General features: G+C 67.7%; 14 protein-coding genes. 5 read left to right on the top strand and 9 right to left on the bottom strand.

Features of this window, described 5'->3' with window-relative positions; all coding sequences use genetic code 11:
• Positions 1–14 precede the first annotated feature (14 nt).
• Entirely contained in the window at positions 15–881 is an 867-nt protein-coding gene (locus tag G6N64_RS16015) for an urea amidolyase associated protein UAAP1 (RefSeq protein ID WP_174266822.1), read from the bottom strand.
• 178 nt (positions 882–1059) lie between these two features.
• On the opposite strand from G6N64_RS16015, the gene G6N64_RS16010 reads away from it, so the two are divergent.
• The 4 genes from G6N64_RS16010 (at position 1060) to G6N64_RS15995 (ending at position 4720) form a co-directional block, all read left to right on the top strand.
• On the top strand, positions 1060–1335 hold the full coding sequence (locus G6N64_RS16010) for a YciI family protein (protein ID WP_163797942.1): 276 nt from the start codon (positions 1060–1062) through the stop codon (positions 1333–1335).
• A 176-nt stretch (positions 1336–1511) separates the two neighbouring features.
• A complete protein-coding gene (locus G6N64_RS16005) occupies positions 1512–2567 on the top strand; it encodes an NAD(P)-dependent alcohol dehydrogenase (RefSeq protein WP_163797941.1) in 1056 nt (351 codons plus the stop codon).
• 131 nt (positions 2568–2698) lie between these two features.
• The gene (locus G6N64_RS16000) at positions 2699–3946 is read left to right on the top strand and encodes an HNH endonuclease (RefSeq protein ID WP_246230673.1); all 1248 of its coding nucleotides are present in this window, start codon (positions 2699–2701) and stop codon (positions 3944–3946) included.
• 117 nt (positions 3947–4063) lie between these two features.
• Complete coding sequence (locus G6N64_RS15995; protein ID WP_163797940.1) at positions 4064–4720, top strand: TetR family transcriptional regulator; 657 nt, start codon at positions 4064–4066, stop codon at positions 4718–4720.
• 6 nt (positions 4721–4726) lie between these two features.
• Here G6N64_RS15995 and G6N64_RS15990 read toward each other — a convergent pair whose 3' ends face one another.
• The 4 genes from G6N64_RS15990 to G6N64_RS15975 all read right to left on the bottom strand — a co-directional run bounded on the left by G6N64_RS15990 (position 4727) and on the right by G6N64_RS15975 (position 8292).
• Positions 4727–5530, bottom strand: a complete 804-nt coding sequence (locus tag G6N64_RS15990) for a glucose 1-dehydrogenase (RefSeq protein ID WP_163797939.1) — start codon at positions 5528–5530, stop codon at positions 4727–4729.
• The gene (locus tag G6N64_RS15985; RefSeq protein ID WP_163797938.1) at positions 5527–6597 is read right to left on the bottom strand and encodes an NAD(P)H-dependent amine dehydrogenase family protein; all 1071 of its coding nucleotides are present in this window, start codon (positions 6595–6597) and stop codon (positions 5527–5529) included. Before G6N64_RS15985 ends, G6N64_RS15990 begins: the two co-directional genes overlap by 4 nt.
• A gap of 76 nt (positions 6598–6673) precedes the next feature.
• Positions 6674–7177 carry a nuclear transport factor 2 family protein gene (locus G6N64_RS15980; RefSeq protein WP_163797937.1) on the bottom strand — a complete coding sequence of 168 codons (504 nt, stop codon included), beginning with the start codon at positions 7175–7177 and terminating at the stop codon, positions 6674–6676.
• Positions 7178–7251: 74 nt separating this feature from the next.
• Positions 7252–8292, bottom strand: a complete 1041-nt coding sequence (locus tag G6N64_RS15975; protein ID WP_163797936.1) for an NAD(P)-dependent alcohol dehydrogenase — start codon at positions 8290–8292, stop codon at positions 7252–7254.
• Between the two features lie 87 nt (positions 8293–8379).
• Here G6N64_RS15975 and G6N64_RS15970 point away from each other — a divergent pair, with 87 nt between their 5' ends.
• Positions 8380–8970 (top strand): TetR/AcrR family transcriptional regulator, encoded by a 591-nt coding sequence (locus G6N64_RS15970; RefSeq protein WP_163797935.1) that lies wholly within the window; start codon positions 8380–8382, stop codon positions 8968–8970.
• On the opposite strand, the gene nrdF is transcribed toward G6N64_RS15970, so the two are convergent.
• The 4 genes from nrdF to G6N64_RS15950 all read right to left on the bottom strand — a co-directional run bounded on the left by nrdF (position 8967) and on the right by G6N64_RS15950 (position 12889).
• Positions 8967–9953 (bottom strand): class 1b ribonucleoside-diphosphate reductase subunit beta, encoded by a 987-nt coding sequence (gene nrdF, locus G6N64_RS15965; RefSeq protein WP_276018085.1) that lies wholly within the window; start codon positions 9951–9953, stop codon positions 8967–8969. The two genes, G6N64_RS15970 and nrdF, sit on opposite strands and share 4 nt — an antisense overlap.
• Positions 9954–10073: 120 nt before the next feature.
• A complete protein-coding gene (locus G6N64_RS15960; RefSeq protein WP_163797934.1) occupies positions 10074–11582 on the bottom strand; it encodes a flavin-containing monooxygenase in 1509 nt (502 codons plus the stop codon).
• 34 nt (positions 11583–11616) lie between these two features.
• Positions 11617–12342, bottom strand: coding sequence for a TetR/AcrR family transcriptional regulator (locus G6N64_RS15955; protein ID WP_163801847.1), 726 nt, complete (start codon positions 12340–12342; stop codon positions 11617–11619).
• A 100-nt stretch (positions 12343–12442) separates the two neighbouring features.
• Entirely contained in the window at positions 12443–12889 is a 447-nt protein-coding gene (locus tag G6N64_RS15950; RefSeq protein WP_163797933.1) for a MarR family winged helix-turn-helix transcriptional regulator, read from the bottom strand.
• Between the last annotated feature and the right edge of the window lie 13 nt (positions 12890–12902).

The raw sequence follows: 12902 nt of genomic DNA, 5'->3' as shown, positions 1-12902 counted from the left end.
CTCGGCGAGCGCGGTCACAGTGCGCCCCGGGCCGCGAGGTCGGCGTCGGTGTTCGCCACGGCCTGAAGGTGTTCGGGCCCGAGCGGACCGACGAGGTCACCCGCAATCAGCTGGTCGAGGTCCGCGGGGGCGGGCCAGGCGTGGACCCGCAGCGGTGAGCAGGTGAACTCCGGTCGCGGATCCAGGGGGTGGGCGGTGTTCGCGAGCAGGACGACGGCGTCGACGTGCAGGAGGAGGTCGACCGTGCCACCCGGTCCGGCGGACCCGGTCCAGCGCAGGGCCCCGTCGGCGTCGACGCGGACGCCCTTGAAGAAGGACACCGTCCCGGGGAGGTCGCGTCGTCCCAGGCCGTGCTTGAGCGCGCCCAGCAGGAGGAGTTCGCGTCCCGCCGGTGCGGGTGACTCCGGCTCCGCGGCGCCGTACCTGGCCTCGTTGCCCGACCGGGTGGTGGTGCCGGCGAGGGCGTCGTGCGCGGTGGAGGTGTCGGCCACGACGGTCGCCAGCACGCGGCCGAAGCCGCTGAGCAGCGGATGTCCGGCGCCGAGGTACGCCTGCCACGGGACCTTGACCGTGTCGGCGACGTTGAGCCGTTCGTGGGGTGCGTCGGCGCGGTGCAGCATCAGGTGGGCGCAGGCGTCACCGTCGACGTCGGTCAGTCGAATTCGAGTGCCGCGGGCCAGCACGGCCGTCGAATAGCCGCCTGCGGCAATCGTTTCCGACCACGTGAGCACGTCACTCGGGACACCGGGCGGCACGGTCGGGCTCGTCGTCGCGGGCACGTGCCGCATCTCGTCGGCGACGAGTCCGTGCTGAGCGCGCGCATGAGCCTTGGCGCCCGCCGTGGTGGCGGTCGCCGACTGGCTGGTCACATCGCTGGTCACGACACCTCCGCTTCCCGTGCAATCGATTTCTGTCACTCGATAGTTTTCGGGTTTCCCGGGCCTTCGTGGTTGCCCGCGTGTAACCGATCCCGGGGGCCTCGTTAACAACGCGCGACGGGTGTGTCTGTCATGTGACAGGTATTCGGTCGGGTTCGTGGTGCCGGGCTAGCGTGGCGGTGTGTTCCACGCTCTCGTGCTGACCTATCTACAGCCCCTCGACGTCGTCGATCAGACGCGGCCGGCGCACGTCGCCTGGATCGGAGAAGAGATCGCGGCGGGACGGCTGATCCTCGCCGGGCGCCGGGAGACGGGCACCGGCGGCGTCCTGATCACCGGTGACGTCGATTCTGACACCGCAGACGACCTCATCGCCGCCGATCCGTACACCGTGGCGGGACTCGTGTCGTACGAGAAGCTGAGTTTCAACGCGTCGCTGCGCGCGCCCGGTTTGTAGCCGCCGACGCGCGCGACCAGCAGGAACGAGCGAGAATGTGGTTGCGGGACTAAAACGCCTGCAACCTGCCGTTGAAAGACGTACGGGGCTCGATGCTGCGCCCTATTTCATTACCTTCGCTAACAGTGTGGCGAAGATCCCGTTTGAAGATGGAAGCGAAGAGGCACGTAGAAGACATGACCACGACCGTTAACGCATACGCCGCCACCGCCCCCTGGGGCTCCGACGCACCCTTGACGCGCACCACCGTCGAGCGCCGCGACGTCGGACCGGCCGAGGTGGCCATCGACATCAAGTTCGCCGGCATCTGCCACTCCGACCTTCACACCGTCAGCGGTGAGTGGGGCGACGTCACCTACCCGATCGTCCCCGGCCACGAGATCGCCGGCGTCGTCACAGAGGTGGGCTCCGACGTCACCAAGTACGCCGTCGGCGACCACGTCGGCGTCGGCTGTTTCGTCGACTCCTGCCGCGAGTGCGACAACTGCAAGTCGGGCGAGGAGCAGTACTGCACCAACCCCGGCATGATTGGCACCTACAACGCGATCGGCCGCGACGGCAAGCCCACCCAGGGCGGCTACAGCGACGCCATCGTCGTCGACGAGAACTACGTCATGCGCATCCCGGATTCGATCCCGCTGGACAAGGCCGCGCCGCTGCTGTGCGCAGGCATCACCACCTACTCGCCGCTGCGCCACTGGGGCGCGGGCCCGGGCAAGCGCGTCGCCGTGATCGGCCTCGGCGGCCTCGGTCACCTCGCGGTCAAGATCGCCAAGGCGCTGGGCGCCGAGGTCGCAGTTCTGAGCCAGTCGCTCAAGAAGATGGAGGACGGCCTCCGCCTCGGCGCGTCCGAGTACTACGCGACGAGCGACACCGACACCTTCAAGAAGCTGCGCGGATCGTTCGACCTCATCATCAACACCGTGTCGGCGAACCTCGACATGTCCGACTACCTCGGTCTGCTGAAGCTCGACGGCACGCTCGTCGAACTCGGCATGCCCGAGAAGCCGATGCCGGTGCCCGCGGGCGCATTGATCTTCGGACGCCGGAGCCTCTCGGGTTCGTTGATCGGCGGCATCGCGCAGACCCAGGAGATGCTGGACTTCTGCGCCGAGCACGACGTCACCCCGGAGATCGAGGTCATCGACGCGTCCTACGTGAACGAGGCCTACGAGCGGATGCTCGCGAGCGACGTGCGCTACCGCTTCGTGATCGACAACTCGACCATCTAGTCCTCTCGACTACCGTGCGGGCGGGGTTCCTCCGGGAACCTCGCCCGCGTCGTCGTTGCGGGGGCGCGTGTCGGACTTCCGATGTAGAATCGAACACATGTTCGACATGCTGGGACTTCGACCCCACCACGGTGGACGAAGCCGGCCTGATCGAGCGCATCGAAGCCCTCGAAAAGTTCAAGTGCACCGCCGCCGCCGCGCAGGCCCGCATGACCGCCGCCCTCGACGGCATGCGACGTTCCGCCGAAGCCGACCGCGGCGTCCCCGCCCACAAACGCGGCAAGGGGTTGGCCTCGGAGATCGCACTGGCCCGCCACGACTCCCCCACCATGGGCGGCCGCCACCTCGGATTCGCCCGCGCCCTGATCCACGAAATGCCCTGCACCCTCGCAGCCCTGGAGCAGGGCGCGCTGTCGGAGTGGCGGTGCACCCTCATCGTTCGCGAATCCGCCTGCCTCGACGTCGAGGACCGCCGCACCCTGGACCGAGAGATGTGCGGCGATGTGGCGGCGTTGGCGGGCAAGGGCGACACGCGGATCGCCGCCGAGGCCAAGAAGATCGCCTACCGCCTCGACCCGCACGCCGTCGTCGACCGGGCGAAGAAGGCACCCGGCGAGCGCGGGTTCTGGATCCGGCCCGCCGCCGACGGCATGGTCTGGGCCACCGCCCTGCTCCCCCTCACCCAGGGCGTGTCGGTCTACGCCGCCCTCAAACGCGAAGCCGACATGTGTGGTGACGGCCGGGGACGTGGTCAGGTCATGGCCGACACCCTCGTCGAACGCATCACCGGGCGCCCCGCCGACGTCCCCGTCCCCGTCACCGTCGACCTGGTCATCACCGACGAGACCCTGCTCGGCGGGGACACCGAACCCGCCTGGATTCCCGGCCACGGACCCGTCCCCGCCGCCGTCGCCCGACACTTGATCAAAGACGCCATCGACGACCGGCGCTCCACCGCCGCCCTACGCCGGCTCTACCGCCACCCGAGTAGCGGGGCACTGGTCGCGATGGAATCCCGCGCCCGCCACTTCCCCACCGCACTGGGGAAGTTCATCGACCTGCGCGACGACACCTGCCGCACCCCGTACTGCAACGCCCCCATCCGCCACCACGACCACATCACCCCCGCCGCCCGCGGCGGCCCCACCACCGCCACCAACGGCCAAGGCCTCTGCGAAGCCTGCAACTACACCAAGGAAGCACCCGGCTGGCGCACCAGCACCCAGACCGACGAAAACGGCCAGCACACAACCGAACTCACCACACCCACCGGCGCCACCCACCACTCACACGCACCACCACTACCCGGACGCATCACCACCGACCTCCGGTACACGGACGTCGTCCGGTTCCGCGTCGCCACCCGCCGCGCGGCGTGAGCTTTGCGACGTCGTAGCCAGCGGGCCGCAGGCCGAAGGCCGTCGCTCTCGCTGTCACGTTGACAGAGACTCTCGTGATCAGAAGACTCATCTGGGAGCCGGACCGACGGAAGCGAGGTGAGCGTGCCCATCACCCCGAAAGACGCTGCTCCCGCTCCACTGCCGCTGCGCGAGCGGCAACGCGTCGCATTGCGAGCCGAGATCCAGCAGGCCGCGCTACGACTCTTCGCCGCAGAGGGTTTCGACAACGTCACGACTGAGGCGATCGCGGGCGAGGTCGGCATCTCGCCGAGCACTTTCTTCCGGCACGTCCCGAGCAAGGACCACCTCCTTCTGGGAGCGACGGAGCGGGGACGGGCTCGGATCGTCGCCAACTTCCGCATGCGGCCCGTCGACGAGGACGTCGCCGACTCGTTGGCTGCGGCCATCCTCGCCCGCACATCGCAGTTCGTGGACGATGACGAAACGCTCGAGTTATGGCGGCGCGCAATGGCATCGGCCCCGGTAGAACTACGCCGCGCCTCCCTGCTGAGCCGCGACGAGTCCGATGAACTGATCGACGCGGTCGCGGCTCGCCTGAAGGACGCGGACGTCGCATCAGACATGCGGGCCGGCGTCCTGGTTCGCAGCGCCGTCGCCGCCGTCGAGTACGCCTACGAGTGGTGGCTGACGTACGGCCAGAGCGAGTCCTTGCACGCGCTCACCGCGCAAGCCCTCGATCAGGTCAGTCGCGGACTCGCGGGTCCGACCCCCCGTCGGCGTCGGCGCACCTGACCACTGTCAGGAACTGGGCCGCAACCGCGGAACGGGCACGTCCATCGCGGGGCGTTCGCAGCCACCGTCGACGTGGAGCAGCTTGCCGGTCACCCATGCCGAGGCCGGTGAGGCCAAATAGAGGGCGGCACAGGCGATGTCCCGCGGGGTCCCCGGTCGGCCCATCGGGGTGTTGGCCACGAACTGGGCACGCAACTCGTCGTTGGTCAGCACGACCTCGAGGCCCTGGGTGGCGACGCCGCCGACGATGATCCCGTTCACCCGCACCAGCGGCGCGAACTCGCCGGCGAGGTTCCGGGTCATCTGATTGAGAGCGGCCTTACCGGCTCCGTAGGCAGTGAATGCGCCGAGCACCATGTCGGACGCACGCGAGGAGACGTTGACGATCGCGCCGCTGCCCGCGGTGTCCACCATCGCCTGCGCGGCGAGCTGACTCATCAGGAACGGCGAGGTCACGTTGAACTTCATCGCCATGTCGAAGAACCGCTCCGAGGTCGCCATCGCGGGCCGCGGGCCGGTACCGCCCGCGTTGTTGATCAGGACGTCGAGGCGGCCGTACTGCTCGACAGCGGATTCCACGAGGCGGCGCCGATCCTCGTCGACGAGGACGTCGGTCACGACGGCCGTCGCGCTGCCTCCGACCGCTTCGATCTGAGCGACCACCTCGTCGAGGTCGGCCTTGGTGCGCGCGCCGACCACGACGCGTGCGCCGGCCTCCGCGAGTCCGATGGCGATGCCGCGACCGATCCCCTGGCCGCCACCGGTGACGACCGCGACGCGGCCGTCGAGTCGGAAGTCGTCGAGGATCACGTCGTACGACCCCGCCCGAATTGCGGCGCCGCACGGCCGGCCAGCAGGGGCAGGTCGAGGTAGGTCTTGATGCCCGGCTCGGCCGCGACCACGTAAGGGATCGCGCTGACACAGTGATTGGCGGTGACCACGATGCCGGGGTTGCGGATCAGCCCCTCCTCGATGGTGTCGGGCTGCAGGCCCTTGAAGGTGAGCTTGACGTCGGGTTCACCGCTGATCTCGATCTCGAATCGCTCGCCCTCCGGCCCGAAGCCCCACGCGGGGTCGAAGTGCTCCTCGCCCATGAACCAGTTGACGCTCGCGGTCACGACCGGGGTGCCGTCCACGAGCGCGCGCCAATGGAACTTCCGAGCAGCCACCTGACCCGGCTCGATGATGCCGACCGGCGTGTCGATCGGTTCGGTCGCGACGGCGACCTCCTGCACCGTGTCGAGTTCGGGGTCGACGTCGAATCCCATCTCCGTCACGATCATCCGCACCGAGGCCTTGAAGCCGGCGCCCAGCAGACCGACGATGGGACCCGCCATCGCCTCCTCGGGCGTCACGCCGAAGCCCATGATGTGCCGCACGACGTCGGGCGCGTTGTAGGTACGGATGTCGCTGAACTCCTCGGAGCGCACGTGGGTGACCCCGGCTGTCAGCGCAGACACCATCAGCGGGAACCGCTCGGTGATGCCGCCGGGATGGATTCCCGTGCCGTGCAACGTGCTGCGCCCCTCGGCACAGGCGTCGAGGATGGCGCCACAGTTCGCCAGGTCGGGGTAGACCCAACCCACGGGAGTGACCACGTTCTTTCCGGATCGGAGAAGGGCGACCACCTCGTCCTCGTTGGGCAGGAGTGGGCTGTAGACCACGCAGTCGGCGTCGAGCGCGAGTATCTCGTCCGCGCTGGTGGTCGCGGTGACGCCGATCGGATCAAGGCCTACGAGTTCGCCGACGTCCTTGCCGTTCTTGGCATCCGAGTGCACCCACGCGCCCGCCAGTTCGAGGTCGGGGTGAGCGAGCACCGCCTCGATGGCCGCCTTGCCGACCCCACCCGTCGCCCACTGCACCACTCGAATCGCCATGGGTCATTCAAAGCCCATGTGAGAGTGACTGTCAAGATCACTGTCTATGTCACGCGGTGCGGCCGACCCGCCACGCTCACGGCGACGGGAGGCGTGGCGGGGTGATGTTCCGGTCGGGGTGCGCACCGGGGATGGACATGCCCGGGCCCGGCATCCACGCGGATTCGACGATGAGTTCGCCGATCTCGGCGATGTTCAGCACGTCCAGCTCGTAGTCGAAGAGGCCGTCACCCGCGTAGTGGAGCAGGGAGAACGCGGGTGCCTGATAGTCCGATCCGTCGGCGCGGCGGCCGGGTAGACGGTTCCACCAGTAGGTCACCAGCCGGTCGCCGTCGACCATCGTCCACTCCTCGGGGAAGGTCCATCCTCCGAAGCCGGCCATCGAGTGGTCGAGGTACCGGGTGATCTCGTCGCGACCCTGGACCCGACCCCATGCCGGATCGATGAAGACCGCGTCCTCGGTGAACCAGGCGCCGATGGTCGACCACGGCGCCTCCCCCGTCACGCAACGCTCGCGTTGCAGGACGTATCTCCGGTACGACTGCAGGGCTTCGCTCTCGCGCTCGTTCAGCTCGGCCATCGTCGCTCCTCGAGGTCACCTGACAGTGACTATCAAGATACAAGTAGCAGTCACCGGATCACCCGGTTTGCGCACTACAACCCGGTCATGTCCAGGCTGAAGCGGAACTCGACGTCGTTGCGGGCCAGGCGGTCGAAGGCGTCACCGACGGCGGACGCCGGCAGCACCTCGACGTCGGCGGTGATGCCGTGCTTTCCGCAGAATTCGAGCATCCGCTGGGTGGCCGGCCGCCCTCCGCCACCTGCGACGGTGAGGTTGCGGCCGAGCATCGTCAGCGGATTGATCGACGTCTCGTCCAGCGCGCCGACCATGCACAGCGTGCCGCCGAACCTCAACGCGAGCGAGTACCCGGACAGATCATGCGCCACGGCCACCGTGTCGATGATGAAGTCGTACGTGCCTCGGGCCTCCGCCATCTGGTCCTCGTCGGTGGACACGACCACCCGGCGCACACCGAGCCGCCGTGCGGCGTCGGCCTTCCCGGGTGACGTCGTGAAGAGATCGACCTCGGCGCCGAGGGCGACGGCGAACTTGACGGCGAGATGGCCGAGGCCGCCCAGACCGACGACGCCGACCGACGTTCCCGGCCCGATCTTCCACTGCTCCAGCGGTTCCCACACCGTCACGCCGGCGCACATCAGCGGCGCGACGCCGGCGGGATCGAGACCGTCGGGAAGGTGGTAGACGAACTTCTCGGTCACCACGTACTCCGTCGAGTAGCCGCCGTAGGTGGTGCTACCGTCGCGGCTGTCGACGCCGCCATAGGTCAGGGTGGGAAACTCGACGCAGAACTGCTCGTGCCCGCCCACGCACATGTCGCACACTCCGCAGGAGTCGACGATGTTGCCGACCGCAACCGCGTCGCCGACGGTGAAGTCACGTACGTCGGCACCGATCGCGGCGACCTCGCCGACGAACTCGTGGCCGGGAACGAGCGGAAAGAGGTTGCCGTAGCTGGGTTCTCCGTGCCAGGCGTGCAGATCGGTATGGCAGACACCGCAGTAGGCGATGCGCACCGCGACGTCGTCGGGCCGCAAGTCGCGCCGCTCGAACTCCCACGGCTCCAACGGCTGGTCGGCTGCCGCCGCAGCCAGTCCTCGTATTCGTCTCGCCATCGTCACTCCCTCTAATAAACCAACTAGTCTGTTTATAGCATGCCGTGAACGACCCGGCAGACCGACCAGTCGGTTTACACTCCGTGCATGGAGACGGCACCGACCGCCCGTGGCGAGGCGACGCGTCAAAGGTTGATGGACGCCGCTGCCATCGAGTTCGCCGAACGAGGGATCGCCGGCGCCCGGGTGGACAGGATCGTGTCGGCCGCCCGATCGAACAAGGCGCAGTTGTATCAATACTTCGGGAGCAAGGACCGTCTATTCGACGCCGTCTTCGAGAGCCACATCGCGTGGCTGGTCGACGAGGTGCCGTTGGACGCCCGCGATCTACCCGCGTATGCCGTCGCGCTGTACGACAACTGCCTCAAGCGGCCCGCCATGGTGCGGCTGGCCGCGTGGATGAGGTTGGAGCGCAACCCGGTTGGCGAACTGCTCCCCGGCGGACGGGATGCCGAGAAGGCGGCGCTCATCGCGTCCGCTCAGGCAGCGGGTGACGTCGATCCCTCGCTGGATCCGATGGACGTGCTGTCCATGCTCACCGCGATCGCACTCAGTTGGTCGCCGGCGTCACTCCAGGTGACTGCGTCGTCGCGGGAACAACGCAAGACGCACGACCGCCGCCGGGCCGGATTGGCCCGAGCGGTCGGCCGTGCGTTTGGAGATTCGAGCGACTCCTAGAAGTCCCAGTCCTCGTCCGTGGTGTTCACGGCCTTGCCGATCACGTAGGACGAACCCGAGCCGGAGAAGAAGTCGTGATTCTCGTCTGCATTCGGCGAGAGTGCCGACAGGATGGCGGGGTTCACGTCGGTCTCGTCCTTCGGGAACAGCGCCTCGTAGCCGAGGTTCATCAACGCCTTGTTGGCGTTGTAGCGCAGGAACTTCTTGACGTCCTCGGTCAGACCGACCCCGTCGTATAGATCCTGGGTGTACTCGACCTCGTTGTCGTACAGCTCGAACAGCAGCTCGTAGGTGTAGTCCTTGAGTTCGGCCTTGCGGGCGTCGTCGGCGAGCGCCAGCCCCTTCTGGAACTTGTAGCCGATGTAGTACCCGTGCACGGCTTCGTCACGGATGATCAACCGGATCATGTCGGCGGTGTTGGTGAGCTTCGCGCGGCTGCTCCAGTACATCGGGAGGTAGAAGCCCGAGTAGAACAGGAAGCTCTCGAGCAGCGTCGAGGCGACCTTGCGCTTGAGCGGATCGTCGCCCTTGTAGAAGTTCATGACGATCTCGGCCTTGCGCTGCAGGTTGGGGTTCTCCTCCGACCAGCGGAACGCCTCGTCGATGTCCACCGTCGAGCACAGCGTCGAGAAGATGTTGCTGTAGCTCTTGGCGTGCACCGACTCCATGAACGCGATGTTGGTGTAGACGGCCTCTTCGTGCGGCGTCAGCGCGTCGGGGATCAGGCTGACCGCGCCGACGGTGCCCTGGATCGTGTCGAGCAGCGTCAGGCCCGTGAACACGCGCATCGTCAGCTGCTTCTCGTGGTCGTTGAGCGTGCCCCAGGACGGGATGTCGTTGGACACCGGGACCTTCTCGGGCAGCCAGAAGTTGCCGGTGAGCCGTTCCCAGACCTCGGCGTCCTTGTCGTCCTGCAGGCGGTTCCAGTTGATGGCCGATACGCGGTCGATCAGCTTGATTCCCTCAGACACCACGAACCCCATTTCACCTGCGGAAGAGTTGCTCCCGGCCCTCTCGGCCGGATGAGCCCGACACTACCCCTGGTGTCCGACATCGCGGGGCAACACAACAACTTGTGGTGGCGTGTCGCATCCGCGGGCGCGTCACCGCCCGCTGAAGGTGAACTCCGAACGGCGCAATCGGCGCGTCGCCAGCCAGTACTGCCACGTCATGCCGCCCCACAGGATGCGGTTCCTACCGTGCTCGTCCATGTAGTAACTGCGGCATCCACCGGTGCTCCACACGGCCCGATCCAGGTCGGCGTGCAGGTCGCGGTTGAAGTCGTCCTGGGCGCTGCGACGCGGGCTGATCGCCGTGACGCCCGCGTCGTCGACGGCCGCGATGGCCTGCGCGACGTAGCGGATCTGCGACTCGATCATGAACACGACGGAGTTGTGGCCCAGGCCGGTGTTCGGGCCGAGCAGGAAGAACAGGTTCGGCATGCCGGCGACGGCGATACCCCGGTGCGCCTGGACTCCCTCGCGCGTCCAGCGGTCGACCAACTCCTCGCCGTCAGGACCCGTGATGCGTACGTAGGTGTAGGAGTCCGTCACGTGAAAGCCGGTCGCGAACACGACCACGTCGACGGGACGCTCGCGGCCGTCCTCCGTGACGATGCCGTCGGCGGTGAATCGGACGATGCGGTCGGTGATCACCTCGGTCCGCGGATTCGCGATGGCGGGATAGTAGATGTCCGAGTTGAGGATTCGCTTGCAGCCCGTCCGGTAACTCGGCGTCAGCGCGCGGCGCAGAGCGCGGTCCTTGACGCTGCGCCGGATGTTCCACTGCCCCAGCAGCCGTCCGACCCGCAGCAGGCCGGGTTGCTTGGTCATGCCGAAGCCGACCACCTCGTGGGCCCAGTAGATGGCCAGCCTCGCCAACGCCCTCGTGCCGGGGACGTCGGTGAACACCCGCCGAAGCCATTGCGGCAGAGCGTTGTTGGGCCGCGGCATCACCCACGGTGGGGTGCGCTGATACACCTGCAGTTCGGCGACCTCGTCCACGATGGCTGGTACCAGCTGGATGGCGCTGGCCCCCGTGCCGATCACCGCGACGCGCTTGCGGGTGATGTCGACGTCGTGGTTCCACCGGGCGGAGTGGAACGCGACGCCGCCGAAGTCCTCGAGCCCCTCGAACTCTGGGGTCAGCGGAACGTGCAGGGCGCCTGCACCGGAGATCAGGAACTGCGCCAGGTACTCGTCACCGTCGGCGGTGTGGACGTGCCACATCGACTCGCCCTCGTCCCACCGGGCGTGCTCGACACGAGCCCCGAATCGCACGTATCGGCGGAGGCCGTACTTGTCGGCGACACCCCGGAGGTAGTCGAAGATCTCGGGTTGCAGCGACCACATGTGCTGCCAGTCGGCCTTCGGCTCGAAGGAGAACGAGTACATATGCGACGGGATGTCGCACGCGCATCCGGGGTAGGTGTTGTCCCGCCAGGTGCCGCCGATGTCGTCGGCCTTCTCGAGGATGACGAAGTCGACGCCTTGACGCTGCAGGGCGATGGCCATGCCGAGTCCGGAGAAGCCGGTGCCGATGATCAGTGCGCGCGTCCGCACGGGCTCGGCGTGGGCGGCAGCGTCACCCGACCGTTCGGCGGTGTCGGTCATGCGCCGAGAATACCGGGACCGTGGGTACCGGCCGTCAGGCGACGGATTCGCTCCGCTGGACGCCCTCGTGCAGCGGCAGCTCTGGGTCGATCTTGATGCCGATCAGCTCGCAGGTCCCGTTGATCGAGCTGAGCATGATCGTGGTCATGTAGCCGATGAACGACTCGGCGGGCATCCGGCGCGGGCTGTCGACCTGCGGTCCGAGCCACCAGTCCGTGGCCGCCGCGGCGGACCCGAAGGTCGTGTAGGCCGCCAGTTCTATGGCGTTGCCGTCGAGTTCCATCTCGCGCAGCTCATTGTTGAACATCGTGGCCATGGCGAGCGTGACCTCGCGGCCCTCGTTGAGCGCGCGCATGGTCGACTCGGTCTGCTCGGCGAAGCGACCCTGGATGAGGAAGCGGCAGACGTTGGGGTGCTCATCCACCATCAGCACGTACTGCTCGACGCTGCGGCGGATCACCTCGCGCGCTGGGTCGGTCGCGATGTCGATGTGTGGGAAGATCGCCGCCCACAGCATGTCGCGGAGGCGCTCGCCGATCGCCTGGAAGAGGTCCGACTTGTCGGTGAAGTGGCGGTAGATCTTCGGCTTGGCCGTACCCGCCTCTTCGGCGATCTCGCGCAGGCTGACCTCGGGTCCGAGTCGATCGATCGCCCGGAATGCGGCGTCGACGATCTCCGCCCGTACCTTCTTGCGGTGCTCGCGCCACCGCTCGCTGCGCGCATCGACCTTCACCCCCGGCTGGGGCGCCGGACGGGGCATGGACGGTCTACGCACGGGTTTACTGTACCCGCTGGTACCGCCTTGACCGGCAGACCACGCATGGCGCGCTGACCAGCGCATCACCCGCGGACTGCCAGGGCTACAGCTCGTCGTAGAGATGTACGAGGCGTGTCAGCACGGTGGCCGCGGTACGCACCTGCGCGAGGTCGAGATCGGCGGTGATCCGGGCGAGTGCGCGATCGAGGTGGCGTTGACGCTCGGCATGGCGGGCGCGGCCGGCGCTGGTCAGTGCGACGGTGGCGGTCCGTCGGTCGCCGGACAGCGCCCGCACGCGCGTCACATAGCCCGCGCGCTCTAGTCCCGTGACCAACTGGGTCACCGCCGCACTCGTGGTCTCGACGCGTTCAGCCAGCGCGCCGACGGTCAGCGGACCATCGGCAAGACTCTTGAGCGCGCGCGCGTGCGTCAACGACAGCGCCTCGGGGTCGCGCGTCGCCCTTCCCCGCAAACGGGCATCAGCCGCACTGAGCGCGTATGCCGCGCCGGCGAGTTCGCCGATCGCCGAGCCGCGGGGCCTAGTCGCCACGACTGCCCGGTGA

The organism is Mycolicibacterium sediminis (assembly GCF_010731735.1).
GTDB classification, from domain to species: Bacteria; Actinomycetota; Actinomycetes; order Mycobacteriales; family Mycobacteriaceae; genus Mycobacterium; species Mycobacterium sediminis.
This window is presented reverse-complemented; position numbering and strand designations above follow the sequence as displayed.

Coding starts and splice junctions, on each gene's coding strand:
- G6N64_RS15985 (WP_163797938.1), bottom strand. CDS start 6,597: ATGGCGATTCGAGTGGTGCAGTGGGCGACGGGTGGGGTCGGCAAGGCG.
- G6N64_RS15980 (WP_163797937.1), bottom strand. CDS start 7,177: ATGGCCGAGCTGAACGAGCGCGAGAGCGAAGCCCTGCAGTCGTACCGG.
- G6N64_RS15955 (WP_163801847.1), bottom strand. CDS start 12,342: ATGCCCCGTCCGGCGCCCCAGCCGGGGGTGAAGGTCGATGCGCGCAGC.
- G6N64_RS15960 (WP_163797934.1), bottom strand. CDS start 11,582: ATGACCGACACCGCCGAACGGTCGGGTGACGCTGCCGCCCACGCCGAG.
- G6N64_RS16005 (WP_163797941.1), top strand. CDS start 1,512: ATGACCACGACCGTTAACGCATACGCCGCCACCGCCCCCTGGGGCTCC.
- nrdF (WP_276018085.1), bottom strand. CDS start 9,953: ATGGGGTTCGTGGTGTCTGAGGGAATCAAGCTGATCGACCGCGTATCG.
- G6N64_RS15975 (WP_163797936.1), bottom strand. CDS start 8,292: ATGGCGAGACGAATACGAGGACTGGCTGCGGCGGCAGCCGACCAGCCG.
- G6N64_RS15970 (WP_163797935.1), top strand. CDS start 8,380: ATGGAGACGGCACCGACCGCCCGTGGCGAGGCGACGCGTCAAAGGTTG.